This window comes from Brucella sp. TWI559, assembly GCF_039674265.1.
In the GTDB taxonomy this organism is placed as follows: domain Bacteria; phylum Pseudomonadota; class Alphaproteobacteria; order Rhizobiales; family Rhizobiaceae; genus Brucella; species Brucella chromiisoli.
The window spans coordinates 1-20,683 of the sequence record NZ_JBDJNE010000029.1; the positions used below are offsets into that span (position 1 = coordinate 1).

A 20,683-nucleotide genomic window follows, 5' to 3' on the forward strand; every position below is an offset into this window, starting at 1 on the left:
TGGCGAAGAATTGCTACCCGTTATGATCGCTGCCCGGTCGTGTTCCGTGCAGCAATAGATCTCGCAGCAGCCGTTATATTCTGGCTCGGAAAGCAATGAGTCCTGAGCCTAAAGCCGAAGAACGCTAACGACCCGCGCGCGCAGACCCTGCACTAAATTTAAAGTTTCGGGCCCGCGCACGCTAAACCTTGCAACCTAAAGGAGGGGTACTTTTTGGACGCCGATAAGGGGTCCCGTTTAAACGCCGATTGACAGCGTTGCTTTCTCCGAAGCACGGCTGATCGACTCGCAGGAACGGCTCTGCGCGTCCGCAACCTCGACACTGCTGGTGTTCCCGATCGACCCGCGAGCGGCTTAACAAAGGCCTGAAATCAATCGCGGCGGATCGCGGTCTCAAGCCGTTATAGCGAGATTGACGCCAAATACCGCGGAACGTTGGTGTATCGAAACGGCAATCGGCGGCTTTCGGCGGTAATACCGTTCGCAAAGATCGCTATTTTCACGGAATTGGCGGGCCATGCCCGACGAAGATGAGCACTATGTCTACGCTATAGCCCTCTAATGCCGCATTTTGGGCGCAGAGGTTAGGCGTTGCGGGCGTTTCAGCTTTCTGTTCTCACCAGCCCACTGGTCCGCTGTCGGAACGTCCTCATCTCGTGCCGAGCGCCAGCGCCCCTGCCGCGCTCACGCCGAGCAGCAGGACGGAATATCCGAGGACGGCAGGGCTCGTGCCGAATGTGGCGCTGACCGCGAGGGCGACGATCCCGGCGCTGCCAATCTGGAAGAAGCCGACAAGACCTGAGGCCGTCGCAGACTTTCCGTGATCGCCAGCAATCGCGCCCGATACGGCGAGCGACAGGGAAGAGCCATTGGCGAGGCTGACCAGGCACATCGGCAACATCACGGCCCAGACGCTGGATATTCCAAGGACCGCCAAAAGGACGAAGCAGGCGCCTCCGAGCGTGAAGCAGGCAATCCCGGCACCTATAATCCTGTTATAAGGAATACGACCGAGCAGCTTCTTGCTGAGGATGTTGGCGCCGATGATACAGGCGCTGAGCGGCAGATAAAGCCAGCCGCTTTCCGCCTCGCTCCAGCCCGACCGTTCGAACAGGAACGGCGATTGGGTGAGATAGATGAACCACGCGCAGTAGATCGCGCAGACAATGAGGGCATAGCGGCGAAAGCCTGCGTCGCGCAGGACGAGGCCGAAGTTGGAAAATGGAGCACTATATGTGTGACGCCGACGTTCCGGGTGTGTCTCCGGCAGAAGCACAAGCACCATCACGAGCGCCGCCACACCGAACAGCGCGACGAACAGGAAGTCGGCCCGCCATCCCCATGCGGTAGCGAGATGCCCGCCCACGGCTGGCGCCAGCGCCGGTGACAGCGACACCAGCGGATAGACGATGGCATAGACATGCGCCGAGCCGGTCTTATCGCAAAGATCGGCGATTATCGCGCGGCCGATCACGAGTCCCGCCGCAGCCCCGATTGCCTGGAGAATCCGCCAGACGAGCAGCATCCAGAAACCCGATGCCATGGCGCAACCGATCGAAGCAGCGATGTAGATTAGAATGCCTGCCACCAGCACAGGTTTGCGGCCGTAACGGTCGGAGAGCGGGCCATAACCGAGTTGGGCCGTGGCCAGTCCGAAGAGATAGACCGATACTGTAATCGGCATGAACCTGTCGGCGATGGAGAGATCGCCGGCCATGGCCGGCATGGCGGGGAGGTAGATGTCAGAAGCGATGAGGCCAAAGGCGCTGAGCATCGCCACGACCGCGATATGGGTGGGGCGCATGATGATCCGGGAATGAGTGTGTCGGGGAGCGATGGAAAAGTTCGGTTAGATCCTATCGACATCATGGCTGTGTATAAATGCATCGAAATGCATTATTGTGCTGCGAATATGCAGCATGAGGGCTTCGATGAACTGGGATGATGTCCGCCTGTTTCTGGCGGTCAGCCGGGCGGGAACGTTGCGCGCGGCGGGACAGGAGTTAGGCATCGACCAGACGACGGTCGGCCGGCGCATTGGTGTGCTTGAGAACACGCTCGCAAGCCGGCTCTTCTTGAGAACGAAGACGGGTCTCATTCTGACAGAGAGCGGTCTCGAGGTGCTCGGTGTGGCGGAAGACATGGAGCGTCTGGCTGTGTCCTTCGCGCGTCGTTCCGAAGGCAGTGATGCGAAAATCGAGGGCGAGGTGCGCGTCAGCACCACGGATTCGCTGGCTATGGATTTTGTCGTGTCCGCAATCGAAACGCTACGAAACAGCTATCCCGATGTGCGCGTGATCCTGAGCACGACAACACGCCTTCTCGATCTCGGAAGGCGGGAGGCCGATGTCGCGATCCGCACGCAGCGCCCGGAGCAGCCGGATCTTATCGCTCGTCGCCTGGTGACTTGGCCGGTTGGCCTCTTCGCCAGCCGGGATTATATCGAACGTCGCGGCCTGCCGACACCTGGTGGCGGATTTGCTGGCCATGACATCGCCATCTACAAATCGGGCGTCACGGATCGGCAGGATCATATGTTGGCTGGCGAGCGACGCGACGGTGGCAGGATTGTCGCCGAACTGGATTCCAGCCTGATGCTCGCAACTTTTATCCGCGCAGGCATGGCGCTCGGCGAGTTGCCTGAATATGTCGCGCAACTCGATCCCAATCTCGTGCGCATCTGGCCGGATAGCCAGCGTGCGCAAACCTATGACGTCTGGCTGGCGCTACATCACGACCTCGCAGCCACGGCGCGAGTGCGCGTCGTCGTCGAGGCCATCGTTCAGGCGTTCGCCGCACTAGGACGCAATATGTGACGGGTGCGGTATTCGGCGGTGATTGGCAAGATAAGTCGTTCGCAAATAACGCTAAAATTCCCAATGTGGCGGGCCACGCCCGATGAAGATGAGCACTACGTCTACGCTATAGCCCTCTAAAGCTCTCCTGTGGCGTTCGTTGCCCACATTCCCCAACTGTAGAATGGGCAAGAGCCATCGGTTTCGCCCTCCAAGGTGAAATGAAAATCCTTTAGACTCTTTGAGAGCGGGGGCAGCGCCCGCCTGGCCTCTGACCGGGCACAGCCGCAGGTTACATGCTATTCTACGCGGGCGTGGATTCGGTCTGTTACTGAGACAATATTGGCGGGCTTTCGGCGCTATCATCTATACGGGGAAAAGGTGCGCGCGCCGGGGGCAAACAGAATGAATAAGAAAGCAAACAAGGCTGTACTCGAAGCCATACTCGACTGGTCAGCTGACCGTCCCCTCTGGCAAAGGGATGCGCTGCGCCGGATCGTGACCGGCGGGACTCCCGATGAGGCGGCTGTCACCGACATACTGGCCTTGTGCAAAAAGGAGCATGGCGCCGAAGGCATTACGTTGGAAGCGGCGGTGCTCGAAGCGGCACATCTGCCTGCGACCCCAGCCGGCGGCGAATCCATAGCTCTGTCCAGCGTCAGCGACATTGTCGGTGTGAACCAGCTTGCACCGGGCCAGACTTTGCCGTTTGAGGCCACGGGACTGACAATCGTTTACGGGCCGAACGGGTCCGGCAAATCCGGCTACGGGCGTGTCCTCAAGCGGGCCTGCCGCGCCCGCAAGGCGGGCGAGATCATGCCCGATGCATACAACCCGCCGCCGGCGGGTAAGGCAACAGGCACCTTCACAATCCTCAAGGATGGATCAGCCGAACCGCCCATCAGCTGGACGGATGACAGCAAGCCGGACGCGGTGCTCTCGGCAGTCAGCGTCTTTGACCGGGACTGCGGATCAGTGCATGTGCAGGAAAAGAACGAAGTGGCTTTCAGGCCCTTCGGGCTGGACATTCCCGACGACCTCGCGGGCGTTTGCCAGGCGCTCAAGCAAAAACTGGGCGCTGAAGAAACGCAACTCAACGCCGTCCGTGACCCGGTATTTGATAAGCCGACATGGAATACCGCCACGCCGGTGGGGGCGATCATGTCGGCCCTGAGCCATAACACCAACCTGGGGGCGTTCGAGAAGCTCGGCGCGATGACCGCCGATGAACGCGCAAGGCTGGCGCGCCTCGATAAAGACCTTCTGAAGAACCCGGCGGACGCCGCCGCCGAACAGCGGCTCTTTGCGGGCAACGTCCGGCAACTGATAGCGACCCTGGACAGGATCGCCACCACCTACGATGACGGGCCGCTGGTTGGGCTGAAGGCACTGGCCGACGCGGCACGAAGTAAGCGGGCAGCAGCCAATCTCGCCGCGCGCGATACGTTCGACGGTCTTGCCATTCCCGGCGTCGGCGCGGAAACGTGGCGCACCTTGTGGGAGGCGGCGCGCCGCTACTCTGAACAAACGGCCTATCCCGGCTCCCCCTTCCCTCCTGTGGGCGACGAAGCCTGCGTCCTTTGCCATCAGGCACTCAGCGCCGAAGCCAAAAGCCGCATGGGCGGTTTTGAGTCATTCATCCGGGCCGATGCCGAGTCACAAGCGGCAAGTGCCGAGCAGGAATTCTCCGATGCTCTTGCCGTGTTCACGGCGCGCAAGCTGGATGTGCGCATTATGGCGCAGGCGCGGCAGCGCATAGCCCTTCAACATGGCAGCCTCGCCCGCAGCGTCCTGCGCTTCGTCGCCAGCGCGGATTTGCGGCGCCTTAAATGCATCCGTGCGCTTTCGTCTGCTGATGCGCTTGTGCTGCCGCCGCTCGCGCCTTCACCAAAAGCCGAACTGGAGACGCTGGCGGGCACGCTTGAAGCTTATGCCGTGGAACTTGATGAAGCTACCGACATGGAAGGCCGCAACAAACTGATCCTTGAACGCGATGCCTTGAAGGACCGGGGCGCCGTCCCTGATCTGCTTGAAACCGCCAAGAAAGAAATCAAGCGCTTGGACGATCTGCGGATACTGCGCGCCTGCATCGCGGACACGGCGACCAACGCCATCACCAAGCTCGGGAATGACATCGCCGATAACGTCATCACCCCGAAGATGCGCGACCAGTTCCAGTCGGAAATCGTCCGTCTGGCTGCGGAAAAAGTGCGCGTGGAAATCGTCCGTTCAGGCGGGCAATACGGCTCGCCCAACTATCAGGTGCGCCTCTTTGCCAACCCGAAAGCCAAGGTCCACATGGTCCTGAGCGAGGGCGAGCAAACATGCGTAGCACTGGCCGCTTTCCTCACCGAACTGGCGACGGCATCCCATAAATCCGCTCTCGTGTTTGATGACCCGGTGACATCGCTCGATCATCGCTGGCGCGAAAAAGTGGCAGAACGGCTGGTCGAGGAATCCAAGGCGCGCCAGATCATCGTCTTCACCCACGACATGGTGTTTGTGAACGACCTGCACGACAAGAGCGTCCGCGAAAGCATTCCCATGAAGCTTGTCAGCCTGTCACGCGGCCCTGCCGGTACAGGTATGGTCAGCGAGGGATTGCCCTGGCAGCATGCCGGCATCCGCGACCGGATCGACAAGCTGGAAAAAGCGGCACGGGAAGCGCGTAATCTCTATGACGCGAACGATGAAGAAGGATATCGCGACACCGCAGTGAAGATCTACGACCGGCTCCGGGCAACGTGGGAGCGCGGGCTCGAAGACGTGGCCTTTGCCGGGGTCATCCACCGGCACCGGGATTATATCGACACCAAGAACCTGAAAAGGGTGACGGTCATTGAAGGCGCGGATGTCGAGACTTTCCGCAAGAACTTCAAGAAATGCAGCGACCTGGTGGAGGCTCATGACCCGTCGCGGGCACGGGACGGGTCCGTTCCTCCACCGGACGATATCCTCGCCGATATCAAAATCCTGGCCGACTGGGCGGAATCGATCAGAACAAGGCAGAATGCCCTGAGCTAATGGCGTCCGAAAAACAGACGTTGGCCGTAAAGGCGGAGGCGGACAGAACGACGGACCGGGGATCTTCGACGAAGACCGGAGACGCGCCGGCAACCCCTATTCCTACAACAGCCCCACAACCCGGCTCGTCGCGACTGTGCCGAGCCGAAATAAGGTTTGTCGCTGGGCCGAAGCCTGCCGCCAGGAACGCGCCAGGTCTGAATCCCACGGCGTGACAATCAGCTCAAATGAGCCGTCCGCCAGACGGCGAAACATGACAGCCGTGTCCGCATACTCGAATCCGCCTTGTGCAGCGGTCGGCAAATTCATGCGTTCCATACGATTATTGCCGTGCCATGTCAGACGGCCGTCGTTCCATGCGCGCGCGCCGCTGCGAAGAACCGGCTCCCCGATCGTCAAATTGTGCGGGTAGTCGTATTGCGTGAACACAAAACCGAAAAACCTGTGACCGCCGCGAGGGAGTTCAAGCTGGTTGCGTGACCCGCCTTGCAGGGCTTCGCCGTGAATCCACATGGCGCTGTAGTTTGCGGGATTAACAGCGCCCGTTTCGATGGCGACCCTGAACAAGGGAAGCCCACCAACATTTATCGGCGCGGGCGGCGCTACGGGTTGCGCTTCCTGTTCTATTTCTGCTGGCGGCGGTTGCGCCTGCCGCAGCGCCGTATAGGCCTGTAGCAATTCCTCAGTCAGCGGTGTTGTATCAAAACGCGCGCTCGCCATAGCGGCATCGATTGATGCGCGCGGAACGTCCTGCTGAAGCCACGCGGCCTCCGTGTTCACGCTGAACCCGCGACTGGTAAGGTTGGAAGAACCGATCAGCGCGCTACAGCTCTGCGCGTTCCTGCCGAACGTGTAGAGCTTGGGGTGAAATGCCCGCAGCGGCATCAGTGAGCCTTGGGCAAGCCTTTGTGCCCCTGAGACATGCACTGTCGCATTTCCCGACTCCTGCCAATGGCGCAGGGCTTGCGGCTCGGTGAGGCCGAAGTCGAATGATGTTACAAGCGTCTTCGGCATGGCGGCAAACGCGGCAGGGGTGACAGAATCGGCGAGCGCGTTGAGCAGGATGCTGGCGCCGCCGAACGTGACATAGGCTGATGCTACGCGCACGTCGGTCGCACCCGCCGCGATCATATCGACAACGGCATTGCGAATATTCGCGGGCGTTGCTGCATTCTGTACGATCAGCACGCGTCAGCCTTCCTCGATCACATCGGGATCGATCGTTGCCATGGGTGTTGCCTCCAATACAAGCGCAGCAAAGGCCTCAAGCTGCGGCAACAGCGGCGATCCTTCGAGCAGCGCGCGCAACTTCCGACGGCGCGCCGGCAGGGCCTTTGCAGGGTCGCTCAAATAAACGTCTGTCGTGCAATGACCGGCGGCAAGGGCAGCAAGGTCCTTTGCGAGACCGGCGATCTTCTTATGATCGTCATTGCCGGGATCGTATGCGGGCATCATTCGGTATGGCAGTGTATGGAGATGCCGTTCGCCGAAATCGCCTTTCGGGTTGAACGCGAGGGTGGCGTTGGTCAGGGCCACGCTGTTGAGCATGCCGACCTGGAACCACGCTTCCCGCTCATCCGCGACAACCTTCCAGTAGAGGGTCTGGTCAACGACAATGTCCTTAGCCTCCGCGAGCGGAACGCACGCGGCGCATATGATCTTGCCGCCGGCACCGGCCAGTATGAGATAACCATCGGCACCGAAGACCTGCTTGGACAGCTTGCCCCTCTCATCGACACGTTCTTGCAGTGATTTCCCTTTTCCGACCGCCTTGAGTTTTTGGTTTATCGCCGCGAAGCGCCGCGCCGTCTGGGTAAATCCCTGCCGACGGACTTCGGACTCGTCGAGAATGCTCCACGTCCCATCTGGCGCGCGCAGCGCCGGCAGGGCCAGGGGCGCACGATGCACACCGAGAACGAACGGAAGCAGGTTTTCCGACTGCGCCATACGGAAGATGAAGCGGGGCGCGACGTGGCCGGGAAAGCGTTCGGTGGCCATTTCCTTGGCTGATTTGATCGTAAAGCCCCAGGGGGACGCACGTGTCGGAGTATCGACGCGGTATTCCGCTCCTGAATCTTGGATGATGTCGACGCACACGGCTGTGCGCGGCATGAGATCGGCTCCCTGCTGCGGCAAACGTCCTCCGCCGCCGGTCGCCGCCGGACTGCCGCCCTTTTCGAGCACCCATGCGCTCCGCGACGTGCCGATATTGCGGATAGAAAAATCGGCGGTGTCCAGTCCCGCGTCTGTCGCGACGCGACCGGCAAAGGCAGGTCGCGGAAGCCCGGTCGTATCCGTCCTCTTATGGCCGATTAGCGCCGCGCCGGGATATTTGAAGGTTCCGGGCGCGACCTGCCACACCTCGGCAATGTCGAGCGGCACGGGACGTTCGCTGTTCAGGAATTCATGCTGCCGCAGCCGCTCGTGATGATTTCCGTTCAGCACCGTCCCCGGCACGAGGCAGGCAACGGAGGCATCCGGCCCGAGATACCGGTCAATGGCATGAAGCAGGTGCATCGTTCCCAGCTCAAGGTGGAGAAATGACTGCCCCGCAGGCTGGATGCCGTAGAGCTTTGCCCTGCCTTTGAGCAGGTCCCTGTACGGATTATCGGCCAGCCCGCTCATCGCCAGCCACGGCGGATTAGAAACAAGCCCGTTAAAGTGGCCGGTCAAAAGACCCGGCCTGTATGTATTCCGCAGGATGAAGGCCCAAATGCCATTGCGCCCGGCGACGGCCAGTTCGGCCATGCGATACGCCAGCGGGTAAAGCGCGGCAGAGAGTTGTTTGTGAAGCTCTGGCGACAGGCTGACGCTGAAAGCCGCGATGGCGCCGTCGAGAAAGCTGTCGACGTCCGCCTTGCTGAAGCCCGCAACCGTGCCACGCCGCTGCGCTTCGCGCGCTTCGTCATAGGCCCAGTCAACGATACGGTCGAAAAAGTCGCGATATGCCGGCTGTACCAGCGCCGTCGGCAGCAGAACCGTCGTACCGTCAAGCGATACGGGAATCGTATCGCTCTCGCCAACCAGCGGCACTGAGGCTGAAACCGGCGTGACGGCGAACAGCGAATCCGCATGATAGACGGGGATCACAATCGGTTTCGTCGCCGCCTTGATCTCGACCGACAGGCTGACAACCCATGTGGTCTTGGCCAGGCTGACGGCCAGCGGGTCAATGTCAAAGCCGGTCGCGACATCTTCCAGCTTGTCGATGGTGGAAAAGCCAAAACGCGCCTTTGTGGCCTTGATGATTTCGGCGAGCATCGTGCCGGATCCGCAGCACATATCGACGATGCGCGGGCTCTCGCCCTCAGGAAGGCCATCGAGGCAGCGATCGGCAAGCAGCCGGGCGAGCCAATGCGGCGTCCATTCCTGACCTAGCAGCTTGCGTTGGCTGCGGCGCGCGAGTTGCGCCATAAGGCGGCCAAACAAATCTTCTTCGGGATACCAGCTGAAATCATAGGCGTAGAGGTCACGCTGGAGATCGCGGGCCACAGTCACAAGCCGGTCCATGTAGGCAGGCCCCAAAAGCCAGCCGAAATAATCCTGCTCGACGACATTCTCGAGCTGGAAATTGTGACGGAAGAAGTCGCCGTTGAGAATCGCGCGCAGCTCGTCGTCCGTGCTCAGCAGTGCCTTTCCTGTCAAGACGTTCGCGCTCAGGAGCCGCGCCAGAATGGTCACGTAGGCTTCATCGACATACGCGGTCGTGCGAAAGGTGCCTGTCGGCCCTTCAAGATGATCGACAAACCGGGACCAGAGTTCGGTTGCCAAGCTGGCTGAGGGCTCGGCCTTCCGCCCCTCGTCCACCAGCGCCGACAATGGCGCGGCACTGCTTTTGTACGCGACCGAGTCCATGCCTAGATCGGAAGCGAGGAATTCAGCGCGCAAAGGCCGAGACTGTTCGCGCGCCAGATGTTTTCGAATGAATGCGCCGAGCCGTTCGGCGGAGACCGCGCCTTCGTCGGCCAGCTTCAGCTCATCAATAACGACCAGCGAAATATCGGCAGCCGTGCAGGCGGACGGATCGACGCCGGGCGTCAGTACGGCATCATAGGCGTACCATTCGACTGTATCGGACAGCACGCCCCGCACCGTCGAGACCGGCATACCGGCGCGTACGAGTCCTGCGGTTTGCTCCTGCACCTGCGCGTATCCGGTATCGCGTTTCACGTTGTTGCGCAGGTCGGATTCATATTCGATCGTGGTTGAACCCACGAGGTTATCAATGAATCGGGAGGCCGCCTTGCCGGAGGCCATGCCGACCTTGGTGTGCGCTTCCGCGCCTTCCGTATAATTGTTGATCCAGTTTTCATGAGCGGTGTCTGGAAACATCAGCCGCAGCCGGCCCTGGAATTCCGCGCGCAGCACCGCCTCGACATGACCCGCGTCGCGCAGCATGCGGCAACGTCCGATGGTTTCACTTATGCGGGCTATATCAGCTGTCATGAAGCGATCCTTTGGCGGGCGGTACAGGCGGCCTGGAGGCGTGCCTCGATATGCCGCGCCGCCGTTTTCAGGTATTTCTCATTGAGGCCGGGCAGCACCGCGCTCAGGATGAGCATGTCGATCTGGTGCTGGGCTGACGGCGCGGATGCCGCCAGTTGCTGCCCGAGCGCCTCAAGCGTCTGACAGTCGCTGTCAGACAACGAGGGAACCGGGACCTGACGGATGTGCGTCGCTTCCAGTTTGAGAGCGCCGCCGCCAAGTGGCGTTCCTGCTGATTCCATGGCCGCGCGGCACCAACTGCTGTTGAACAAGGCGTAGAGCGCGTGACGCGTCCACCGCTTCTGCTCCGGCCACATCGTCGAGAAATTTGCGTCAATCAGGATAGGCGGCTGCGTATTGAGCGCGACCACCGGCGTCCCGTGATTGATCCGCGGCGTGAAGATCGCGGGCAGATGGCGGGGGGTGAAAGCCGGCAGCATGTACCAGAAACGGGGGATGTCGCGTCCGTTGACCGGCTGGCGGGTATTGGTGCGAACGGCTGATAGATCGGGGATGAAACGGGCGGGTTCTTTCGGGTCCGGTGCAAGGCGGGCCGCCCGCGTGACGAAGGCCGCCAATGCGGCAGGCATGACACGGGGCGCGGATTCGCCACGCTTGCGGTATGTCTCTGCCGCACGCGCGACCACGGTCTCGTCTTCCGGCAGAACCCACTGCGACAGATCAAGCGCACGGGTCGGCGGCAAGTGACCGCGTATAAAGGCCGGCATATCGGCCTGGCGATGGAGAACGGGCCGCAACGCATCCGCAGGAACGCGAAACTGCACATTCTGGAAGCTGTCCGATACTTCAACGGCAACGGTTTCGCCGTCATCATCGCCGGCAAGCTTCACGTAGAAAAACCGGTTGCATCCCGAACGCAGGCCCTGACTGACCCGGATGCCTGCTTGTTCGAGCGTCTGGAGATGTGCCGGGGCAGCGCCGGGAGGCAGCATGTCCCGCAACCCTTCCGGCACGGCTGCCGGTCTCGCATTGCCATGCGAAAAAAGCGGCAGCGTGTCGCGCCGGTCCTCTGCTTTTTGAAACCAGCCCTTGCGCCCCAGCCGCTGTTCCAGTGTGCGCCATTCCTCTTGCAGCGCAAACGGACGGCACTCGACACCCTGCACCTCCCGGGTCATCGTGACCGTCCAGTCTGCGAAGTCCCGCTCTGGTTCCGGTCCGGGAAAAGCGCCGCCGACAAGAGACGCCCCGCTGGCCGCCTCCGGCGCAATTTGCAGCCAGCAGGCGGACGGCCATGACGTGCGGCCAGCCAGCGGCGCTGCCGCCTCATCCCACGGCAGCCGCCGCGCGACTACGAGATGCGTACGTACCAGCGCATCGGAAAACCAGCCCGGCTGGGTATCGGCGACGATGAACTCAAGGCGAAGGAGGCGCAGCAGCAGGTAGCGCACGACATCGGCGTAATCTCGCGAACGCCATGTGGCGGGAACGACCAGTGCTAGGCGGCCGCCCGGCCGCGTCAGCAGGGCAGACAGGAGCCAGGACGGCACCGAGAGATCGGCAAGGCCGGAATACCCTTCAACGAGCGTCTGCCAGAGTGCGCGCTCGTCGCCTGATACGCGCGCGTCAACGATAGCGGAAAGGCCCCGGCGCACGTCATCAACACCCGCGCCGTCGCCGTTTTGCGACTGATAGCGCACGTAGGGAGGATTGGTGATGACGAGATCGTAGCCGGGAGCATGCAGCGCGGCGACATTTGAAGGATCGAAAGCGCTGCCCGTGACGATGCGGGAGCCGGTGACAGCGCCATCTGCTTCCAATCCCGTCATCCTGCGTCCGCAGAAGGCGGCTGTGTTGGGATCGAGCTCTATGCCGTCCAGCCGCTCGATCTGAAATCCCCGCGTCCGCGCTGTCATCGCGGCAGCGTCGAGCAGGTCGCCGTGACCGGCCATCGGGTCGATCACAGCGCGGCGATCCTGATCGAACGCAAGGTGCGCCAGGAGCGTCCCTAGCGGCAGGCCGGTGAAGAACTGCCCCAGACGTTTCCGCTGGTCCGGCGGCAGGCTTTCCTCAAAGGACCGGGCGGAGGACCTGATCGCGCCGACAGTGTCAGTCGCCGGCACTGCATAAAACTCCCGGCATCGATTGTTCCGCGTACCAGCGGTAGAAGACATCAGCGTCGAGCGGTACTTGCTTGTGACGGCTGAGGAAGTGCGTCACGAGTCGCGAGTAAAGCCTCTGTGCGGTCACTTCGTCCGGGTCATGCGCGGCGGAAGCGGCGCGATGCAAGGCTGTGGCAACCGTCCAGACACAATCGTCCCCCTCGGCCTTCTTCACGGCCTTGCGGCGCGGTCCCAGGAGAAGCACCGGATCACCACGCACGGCTCCTTGCGTCGTGACTTGCTTGAAGCTGCCCTGCTTCTTGTCAAGAACCCCCGCATACTCGACATCGAAACCGGCATCCTGATAGGCGCGTTGCAGGGCATTCCACACGTCGGCGGAGGCGGAATGGAAGACCATTGTGGCTTTGCCGGAGGGCTTTAATATCCGGCGCGCCTCGCTGAATGACCGGGTAAGCAGCTCCTGATATTCGTTGATAGATTTGTCCTGATCGGGACTGACAATGGCCTCGTCCGTCCGGTCAGTGAATCTCTTGAGCCACGCTTCGTTTATGAAGCTGAGTTCCGCATACGGTATATTGGCCCCAAAGGGCGGGTCAGTGAACACATAGTCGATGCTCCCGGAAGGCAGCCCGACTTTGCAGCTTGAGCCCTGAACGACTTCGACCTTTCCGCTGCTGCCGTGAATGATCTCAAACGCCTGCGAAATCGTTGTCAGCTTACGCCGCAACCCGGCAAAGAAATTCTTCTCAACCGGCAGGCCGCTAACGTACAGAACGCCCGGCTGTGCGCTGGTGACGACCAGGTCTTTCTGATCGGATTTTGCCACGACGCGCGTCATGATCGTGCCGTGGGCCGCGTTGTAGCTCAGCAGCCAGAATCGCAACCCTTCACGGAGTGCCCCGCGATAGGATTCCACGCGGTCCCACATGCGCGCGAAAACGATGAGATTGCGCCGCGTGTAGAAATGATGAACGTGCGTAATCCCCTGATGGTAACCCTTCCGATAGAGGTCGCCCCACGGAATGAGCGCCTGCGGAACGGAAGACGGGATCGGTTCGGCATCTATCTTTTTTAGAAGGGCCAGGTCAGCGGCTGTGGCCGGACGAGACCAGCGCTTTTTGCCGGTTGCACCATACACACGGGCCATGGTTCGTCCGCGCAACGCACGCTTCTCGCCCAGAACGTCGTCGCGCTCCTGAACAGTGACCCGCTGCACCTGATCCATCGGACTCTCATGGCGGCATTTCGGACAAGAGAAGTTCGAGGAAATTTCCGCCGGGTCGAGTGAAACGCATGCATCCCACAACGCGACGACGCTGTTGCAGCCGGGGCAGCGCAGATTGTCGCTCCAGATCAGATGCCGGATAGAGCCCTTCGCACCAGACGGGTCGCGCGCCTCGTACATCCAGCCGTCTTCGCTCTCGGCGGCGGCCAGCACATCTTCGGCGGCCTTCCTGAAGGCAACGGGATCGGGCGGATTGGTCAACGTCCGCCCCACAAACGCGCCGAGCGCGCCCAGTTCGTACAATACGGCATTGCGGGCACCCCATTGTACATTCAAGCCCAACCGGACCGCTTCGGCGCGCAGTTCGTCTGTGGGCCTCTCGCAAAGCAGTGCGGCGAGGCCGGTGGTCCCGCTACCACCAAATCCATCGAACACGGTGTCGCCGGGTTTTGTGTGGGCGGCGATATAGAGAGCAATCGCTTCCGGTGAGATTTTTGTCGGGTACGGAAAGGCCCCATAAAGGGCACCGGTGCGCTTTGCGGCCAGCGGCCGCCGATACAGCGCATCCAGGGACTTTTCCGGCATCGACGGCACGGATTTGCGTGGCCTGGGCTGAATGTATGTCATGCGTTCGGACTCCCCCGGCATTTTCATTTGTGTCATGTGCGCTCTGGTGCCGCCGGTTGCTTTTCGGGCGCCGGCCGCCCCAATGCTCGCGTCGGCGGATGATGCCGACGCAGATATTCGTTGATGGCGCGCCGTATGACCCACGAAACGGACACATCATCTTTGTTCGCGAGCGTGTTCAGCGTGTCATAGTCTCCCGGCGTGATGCTAACGGTGACCCGCGGGCCGAGCTTTTTTGATCGATCACTCATGGCGGGCCTCCTGATGTTCCCCTATTGTTCACTTTAGCGGAATGTGATTCGAGTTGCAACACAGTGCATCACTTTGACTCGCAGGAAAAGACTGTTCCTCTGCGTTTTCATAAGCTTCGGTTTGCCCCCTTCCGCACATCGTCCTGAACGTACGGTGATCAGGGCAATAGAATTTTAGGCTTCAGCAGCAAGTACCCTGTCCGATCCATCGGCCCGACCTCCACTCCGCTCTGGCCGGGGCTGTTCGCTAAGGGCTCCGCCCTCGCGGCGGGCAGGGTTTCAGCGCGGCGCTTCGCTGCGCGAAACCCAAGCCCATAGGAGAAAGACCATGACCACCACTACCATCGAGACGACCGCCACCCCTGCCGCCGTGACCGTGACCGGCACGGAAATGTTCATCCCGCTCAACAAGCTGAAGAAGCATCCGAACAATGCCCGGAAGACGCCGCACAGCGAGGCCTCTATCGAGGCGAAGGCGGCGAGCATTCACGCCAAGGGCATCCTGCAGAACCTCGTGGTGGAGCCCGAGCTTGATGCCGAGGGGACCGCGACCGGCTCCTATCTGGTCAGTATCGGGGAAGGCCGCAGGTTGGCGCAGTTGCTGCGCGTGAAGCGCAAGCAGATCAAGAAGACCGAGTTGGTCCGTTGCGTCATCGACACCGTGAACGATGCCAGCGAAATCAGCCTGGACGAGAACGTCACCCGCGAAGACCTCTCGCCCGCCGACCAGTTCGAGCGCTTCCGAGAACTTGCCGAAACACGCGGTTGGGGCGCGGAGGAAATCGCCGCCCGCTTCGGGGTGACGGCGCATGTCGTGCGCCAGCGGATGCGCCTCGGTGCCGTAAGCCCCAAGCTGATGCAGGTCTATCGCGACGGTGGATTGACCTTGGAGCAGTTGATGGCCTTCGCCATCGTGGACGATCCGACCCGGCAGGAGCAGGTCTATGAGAACCTGTCGTGGAACAAGGACCCCTCGACCATCCGCCGCGACCTGACCCGGATGCACATCGCGGCGACGGATCGGCGGGCGATGTTCGTCGGCGCGGAGGCCTACACCGAAGCGGGCGGCGTGATCCTGCGCGACCTGTTCACCGAGGATCGCGGCGGCTTCTATGAAGATGCCACGTTGGTGGACCGGCTTGTCATCGAGAAGCTGGAGGAGATCGCGGAGCGCGTAAAGGCCGAAGAAGGCTGGAAATGGGCTTCTGTCCATATCGACTATCCGCACGGCAACGGCCTGCGCCGCACCTATCCACATCCGGTCGCGCTGACGGCGGAAGACGAAGCAGCCTATGCCGCCGCGCAGTGCGAATATGATGCGCTGACAGAGCAGTATGACAGCGCCGAGGAACTGCCCGACGAGGTGGATCAGCGGTTCGGAGCGTTGGAAGCCGAGATCGAGCGCATAGACACCCTGCGTCATGCCTATGATGCCGACGAGATCGCCCGCGGTGGTATGTTCGTCATCCTCTCCCACGACGGGGAAGCCCGCATCGAACGTGGCTTCATCCGGGCCGAGGATGAGAAGCCGGAACCCGAAGAGGATGCGGACGGCGAAGGCGGCGGCGTGATCGACGGCGTTCGCGTCAACGGCGATGGCGAGATCATCGAAGACGGCGACCGGGACGAGGACGGCAATGCCGTTTCCGCGCTCGAGACCGAGGACGAAGATACCGGGGATGCGGGTAAGCCGCTGTCGGACCTTCTCATCCGCGATCTGACCTCGCACCGGACGCTGGGCCTTCGCCTTGCCTTGGGTGAGCAGCCGGACATGGCGTTGATCGCCGTCACCCATGCGCTGGCGGCGCAGACCTTCTATCGCGGGGTGGACGCCGCCTGCCTCGAAATCCGCCCGACCAGCAGCTTCCTCGCATCCCACGCGGACGGCATCGAGGACACGGCGGCGGGCAAGGCGCTGGCGGATCGTCATGCGGGATGGGCGGCGGATATGCCGCGTGAGGTGGCCGATCTGTGGGGCTTCATTGCCGCTCTGGACCATGCCAGTGTCATGGCGCTGTTCGCCCATTGCGCCTCGCTCACCGTCAATGCGGTCAAGCAGCCTTGGGAGCGCAAGCCCCACGCTCATGCGACAGCGGATAAGCTGGCGACGGCGGTGGCGCTCGACATGACGGCGCACTGGACGCCCACGGTGCGGACCTATCTCGGGCGCGTCACCAAGGCGCATATCCTCGCCGCCGTGCGCGAAGCCGTCAGCGATGCGGCGGCGGAGCGGATAGCGGGCTTGAAGAAGACGGACATGGCGGAGGCTGCCGAGCAGCTTCTCGCCGAAACCGACTGGCTCCCAGCCGTGATGAGGACGGCGCGGCCCGCGTGGCTGGACGAGCAACAGCCGAACGGTGACGCCTTCCAGATCGCTGCCGAGTGAGGATCGGGCCGGGATCGCACCAGCGGTCCCGGCCTGCCGTTCGCCCGACACCCCCAAAATTCCGGTCGCGCGATGTTCACCGCGCGACCGGCTGACCTCGACTGTCCGATGACGGCGACCGTCATCGGCCCTATGGAGAACCATCATGATCGCCGTGATGTTGATGAGCGTGGCGCTGATCGCGGGACTGTGCGTCCTGGCCTATACGCTGGCCGTCTATGCGCTGCCCTTCATGCTCGCCGTGGAAGCCGCGCGCTTGGCCTACGCCACCGGCTCCGGTTTGATCGGCGCGGGCCTTGTCGGCCTCGTTGCCGGGGCCGCAGCCTATGGCTTGCTGGTGTTCGCCTTCGCGTCGCTGCGCTCGCCGGTCCTGCGCCTGACCGTGGCGCTGGTCTTCGCCGCGCCCGCCGCCGTCGCGGGCTACGCCCTTGTCCACGGCGTCACGCGCGAGGCCGTGCCGTCCGAAATCTGGCGGCAGATTTTCTGCATCATCGGTGGCGGCTTTGTCGGCGTGGCGGCGCTGATGCGGTTGGCAGGCGGCGAGGTGGAGCAGAATAGCTAACCGTCCATCGATGATACGTCGTCGGGACGTGCCCGGCGATGTATCCATCTATCTGCCCTTCGCAGTGAGGCAGGATCACTCGAAGCCGGCCATCTCTTCCTCATAATCGTCATCCCGTGCCGGCTGACCATCCGTATCGATCTGCCGCGAGATGATGCGCTTTCCCAACTCTGCGCTGATCAACAGCGCGCGTTGCTGAAGGAAGGCCTCGTAGTCGTTGTCCCAAACGCCGAATTCGTCCAGATCGCCGATGAGATGGGAACTCATGGTTTCGGCAAGCGCCTTGTTGGATTTCTTGAAGCCCTTCATATAGGTCGCAGGTGGCTTGGCGCGGATTTCCCGCTTGTTCAGATAGTCATCGACGATCGTGATGTTCAGGATGTTATTGATCTTCCACTCTTCAACCTTCGCCTTGCCGAGATAAGCGCGTGGGAAGAAATGGTGATAGTTCTTGCTGTTGGCCTGTTTCAGCCAGTAGTTCCGGATACTGACCAAAGAATTGTCATTGAACGATTTGGGCTGCTGGAACGCATAGAGGCACAGGATCGCCTTGATCGAGCTTCTGCCCGCGTTGAACCAGCCGTTGTCGAGCAGGAATTCCGGCGTGATATCGACGGCCCAGTCGTAGTCCGGTGACTTTCTGTCAAGGATCAGATCGATCCGTCGCACATCCTGCGCCAGCTTGCTTTCCACGGACGACGAGTATCGCGCCCCGAGGGAGCAGCGCCAGAAGAAGTCCTCCAGCAGCGGTCTTTGCTCGGCCGAGGGCTTGTCAGGATGGTGGTAGAAGAAATACGCGAACGGCACGAGCAGCGTATTGTATGGCAGCAACTGGGAGACCGGAATCCGATAGCTGTTGCGGAAGAATTCGACCGCTCGCTCGAAGGCGTCGATCGCACGTGGCCACGCATCGATGAATGCCGTTTTGCTGAGTTTGAGGATCGTCTGTTTCTTGCAATCCTTTGTCAGGATCAGAGAGACCAGTTGGAGCAGCGTGGCGTCCGAGACGGTTTCGTAGTCCAGCGGTTCCAGCCTGGCGATCAGCTCATCAAATTTCTCCGACAGGTCGAACTCCCGCACCTCGTCGTAGGTCTTGGCGACCATGATCTCAAAGACGCTCAGCGGTTTGCCGCCGACATTGATGCGGGTAAAAATTTCCGTTGCGACGTCGATCGGAACATCCTTCACCTGGATGATCGAGAAGTCATAGGACTCCACCCGGCGGCGATATTCGGAGAGGCGGGCATGGTAGTGCTGCGGAAAGGCCGCGAGCTGCTGGAAACCGCCGTAGATCAGGTCATGCAGCCGTATCCAGGTTGCGTCCGGCAAGTCCGAAACCTCGGTCAGAACGATCTGATCGTCCTCGCTCGCTTCGAGGTTGATGAACATCTGAGCGAAATCATCTTCCTTTCCGGAATTGCGCTGAACCTTCAGGCCGCGAAGCGACGCATAGAGGCTGGTGAGACGCTGCTGGCCATCGAGCACGAATGAGACGGTCTCGCCTTCCTTGGGTTCCGGCAAAGGCGTGTTGCCCAAGTCCCGGACACTACGCAGGCGTTCCTTCGTCGACCAGAATATAAAGGTTCCGACCGGATATCCTTTGATAATGCTGTCGAGCAACGCTGCGGACTTCTGGATCGTCCAGACGAAATCACGCTGGAATTGTGGAATCTTGATCTGTCCGCGCTCAATGTCCGTAAGCAGATTTGTGTAGTTCGAATGCGTCGGACTTGGCAGCATCATAAAATATTCCCCCCAGATCAAGATCAGCTTCAGTTGTTCTGATTCGACTGATCATCCATCGATTGCACATATGTCGGGAGGTTTCGAGGGGCGTTGCCCTCCGGGCCGCGCTTTCGGCTGCGCCGGAACCCCGCCAAGGGCGCGTTTCCGCCATTCGGCTTCAATCGCTAACGCGAAGAGCGGCCGTTGATGGCCGTTCCGCTGATGAACCCGCTCTGGTGAGCCAGGCTTCTGAAGATGCCTGTTCACAGTAACCGCAGCGGGACCATGAGGGCGGGTCTCCGTTCTCGGCATCGACATCTTCGGCCGGGCGGTGCGCGTGGAATCGTGGATCGCCCTTTGGAGAGAACAGTCACGGCTCCGCTGGGTGATCGTCTCCGGCCTATCGAAGCGCGCGCTACGAGGGAGCTGAAGATCGGGAAGCAACCGCGTCTGCTCGTGGATGATGGACGGGCCTTGCCTCGAAGGTCAGGAGCAGGTTGAACCGATCGACAGTTCTCCACCGTTTCACGTCCGGGGCGGAGGCCAACCGCCACCAGTGCCGTGTTCGTCGGATTTCACTGTCGGCCACACCCACAGCGTCCTCGAATGGATTGGGTCTGACCGAAGACCGGCTGCGCCTCGCTCGTCTTCCCGCAACGTCGGTCGCCAGCTTTTTTCCGCCGCGCACGAGCGCGCTTTGCATCGCGAAGCAAAAAAGCCGTCGTCGGCCGCCGGCCATTGCATTTCCGCCCTACGGGTGCGGGGCCGATCGTCCCCGGTCGCACGACCACCATCGAGGTCGCGATGGGCGCGGCCGGATGCGAAAAGGAACACGGCAATGGCGACCATCGGCACCTTCACCAAGAACGACAACGGCTCGGCTGGCTTCACCGGCGCGGTCAAGACCCTGACCCTCAACGTCAAGGCCGTGAAATTCGTGCCCACCGAGGGCGACAGCGAGCGCGGTCCCGACTTCCGTATCTTCGCAGGGGCCACGGAATTCGGAGCGGCCTGGAAGAAGACCGCCCGCGAGACGCAGCGCGAATATCTCTCCGTCAAGCTGGACGATCCGAGCTTCCCCGGCCCGATCTACGCCAGCCTTGTCGAGGGCGAGGACGGCGAAGGCCACAACCTCATCTGGTCTCGCCGCAACGGCGACTGAGACGGACATCTCCAGAAGCCCCGCTCGCCCGAGCGGGGCTTCGTCATGGTCATGGCCGTCACCGCCTGTCAGGAAATACGGCAATCAGGATGTGCGGATTTCCGGGTTTGTGGCTTTGCACATCCCGATCAGATCCTGATGCCCGGCACCCGCTGGCGCTCATGCCGGGCGGGTTTGGCTAGGGGCGCTGCCCCCGCGCGCTGCCAAGGGATCGCTGGCGCTCGTCCGGGCCGGTGTCCCCGGCCTTCCTGGACTTGCCCTTATTTAGTGGAGAGGTTCTGTCATTAATTTACGGTTCGCCGTCTCGAACTGCACCGGCGATTTATACCCGAGGGCAGAATGTCTTCTGATGGGATTATA

General features: G+C 61.5%; 12 protein-coding genes and 1 pseudogene. 6 read left to right on the forward strand and 7 right to left on the reverse strand.

Features of this window, described 5'->3' with window-relative positions:
* A pseudogene (locus ABE530_RS18400) lies at positions 1 to 99 on the forward strand (IS5/IS1182 family transposase); the annotation flags it as partial.
* A gap of 550 nt (positions 100 to 649) precedes the next feature.
* Here the strand turns inward: ABE530_RS18400 and ABE530_RS18405 are convergent.
* Positions 650 to 1,804: a multidrug effflux MFS transporter gene (locus ABE530_RS18405; RefSeq protein ID WP_499695538.1), complete on the reverse strand. Its 1,155-nt coding sequence runs from the start codon at positions 1,802 to 1,804 to the stop codon at positions 650 to 652.
* 127 nt (positions 1,805 to 1,931) lie between these two features.
* Between ABE530_RS18405 and ABE530_RS18410 the strand changes: the two genes are divergently transcribed.
* Together ABE530_RS18410 and ABE530_RS18415 are read left to right on the forward strand one after the other, a co-directional pair.
* Positions 1,932 to 2,816 (forward strand): LysR family transcriptional regulator, encoded by an 885-nt coding sequence (locus tag ABE530_RS18410; RefSeq protein WP_499695539.1) that lies wholly within the window; start codon positions 1,932 to 1,934, stop codon positions 2,814 to 2,816.
* A 384-nt stretch (positions 2,817 to 3,200) separates the two neighbouring features.
* Positions 3,201 to 5,819, forward strand: coding sequence for an AAA family ATPase (locus ABE530_RS18415; RefSeq protein ID WP_499695540.1), 2,619 nt, complete (start codon positions 3,201 to 3,203; stop codon positions 5,817 to 5,819).
* 102 nt (positions 5,820 to 5,921) lie between these two features.
* On the opposite strand, the gene ABE530_RS18420 is transcribed toward ABE530_RS18415, so the two are convergent.
* The 5 genes from ABE530_RS18420 to ABE530_RS18440 are packed head-to-tail and all read right to left on the reverse strand — an operon-like array spanning position 5,922 to position 14,488.
* Positions 5,922 to 7,007, reverse strand: coding sequence for a restriction endonuclease PLD domain-containing protein (locus ABE530_RS18420; RefSeq protein WP_499695541.1), 1,086 nt, complete (start codon positions 7,005 to 7,007; stop codon positions 5,922 to 5,924).
* A 3-nt stretch (positions 7,008 to 7,010) separates the two neighbouring features.
* Positions 7,011 to 10,265, reverse strand: coding sequence for an N-6 DNA methylase (locus ABE530_RS18425; protein WP_499695542.1), 3,255 nt, complete (start codon positions 10,263 to 10,265; stop codon positions 7,011 to 7,013).
* Entirely contained in the window at positions 10,262 to 12,385 is a 2,124-nt protein-coding gene (locus tag ABE530_RS18430; RefSeq protein ID WP_499695543.1) for an N-6 DNA methylase, read from the reverse strand. Before ABE530_RS18430 ends, ABE530_RS18425 begins: the two co-directional genes overlap by 4 nt.
* Complete coding sequence (locus ABE530_RS18435) at positions 12,372 to 14,237, reverse strand: DNA methyltransferase (RefSeq protein ID WP_499695544.1); 1,866 nt, start codon at positions 14,235 to 14,237, stop codon at positions 12,372 to 12,374. Before ABE530_RS18435 ends, ABE530_RS18430 begins: the two co-directional genes overlap by 14 nt.
* Before the next feature lie 32 nt (positions 14,238 to 14,269).
* Complete coding sequence (locus ABE530_RS18440; protein ID WP_499695545.1) at positions 14,270 to 14,488, reverse strand: ribbon-helix-helix protein, CopG family; 219 nt, start codon at positions 14,486 to 14,488, stop codon at positions 14,270 to 14,272.
* Positions 14,489 to 14,816: 328 nt separating this feature from the next.
* Between ABE530_RS18440 and ABE530_RS18445 the strand changes: the two genes are divergently transcribed.
* Together ABE530_RS18445 and ABE530_RS18450 are read left to right on the forward strand one after the other, a co-directional pair.
* Entirely contained in the window at positions 14,817 to 16,874 is a 2,058-nt protein-coding gene (locus ABE530_RS18445; protein WP_499695546.1) for a ParB/RepB/Spo0J family partition protein, read from the forward strand.
* Positions 16,875 to 17,019: 145 nt separating this feature from the next.
* Complete coding sequence (locus ABE530_RS18450; protein WP_499695547.1) at positions 17,020 to 17,436, forward strand: hypothetical protein; 417 nt, start codon at positions 17,020 to 17,022, stop codon at positions 17,434 to 17,436.
* A gap of 75 nt (positions 17,437 to 17,511) precedes the next feature.
* On the opposite strand, the gene ABE530_RS18455 is transcribed toward ABE530_RS18450, so the two are convergent.
* Positions 17,512 to 19,179, reverse strand: a complete 1,668-nt coding sequence (locus ABE530_RS18455; protein WP_499695548.1) for a GmrSD restriction endonuclease domain-containing protein — start codon at positions 19,177 to 19,179, stop codon at positions 17,512 to 17,514.
* Positions 19,180 to 19,999: 820 nt separating this feature from the next.
* Here ABE530_RS18455 and ABE530_RS18460 point away from each other — a divergent pair.
* Positions 20,000 to 20,323, forward strand: coding sequence for a DUF736 domain-containing protein (locus tag ABE530_RS18460; protein ID WP_499695549.1), 324 nt, complete (start codon positions 20,000 to 20,002; stop codon positions 20,321 to 20,323).
* The last annotated feature ends 360 nt before the right edge of the window (positions 20,324 to 20,683 follow it).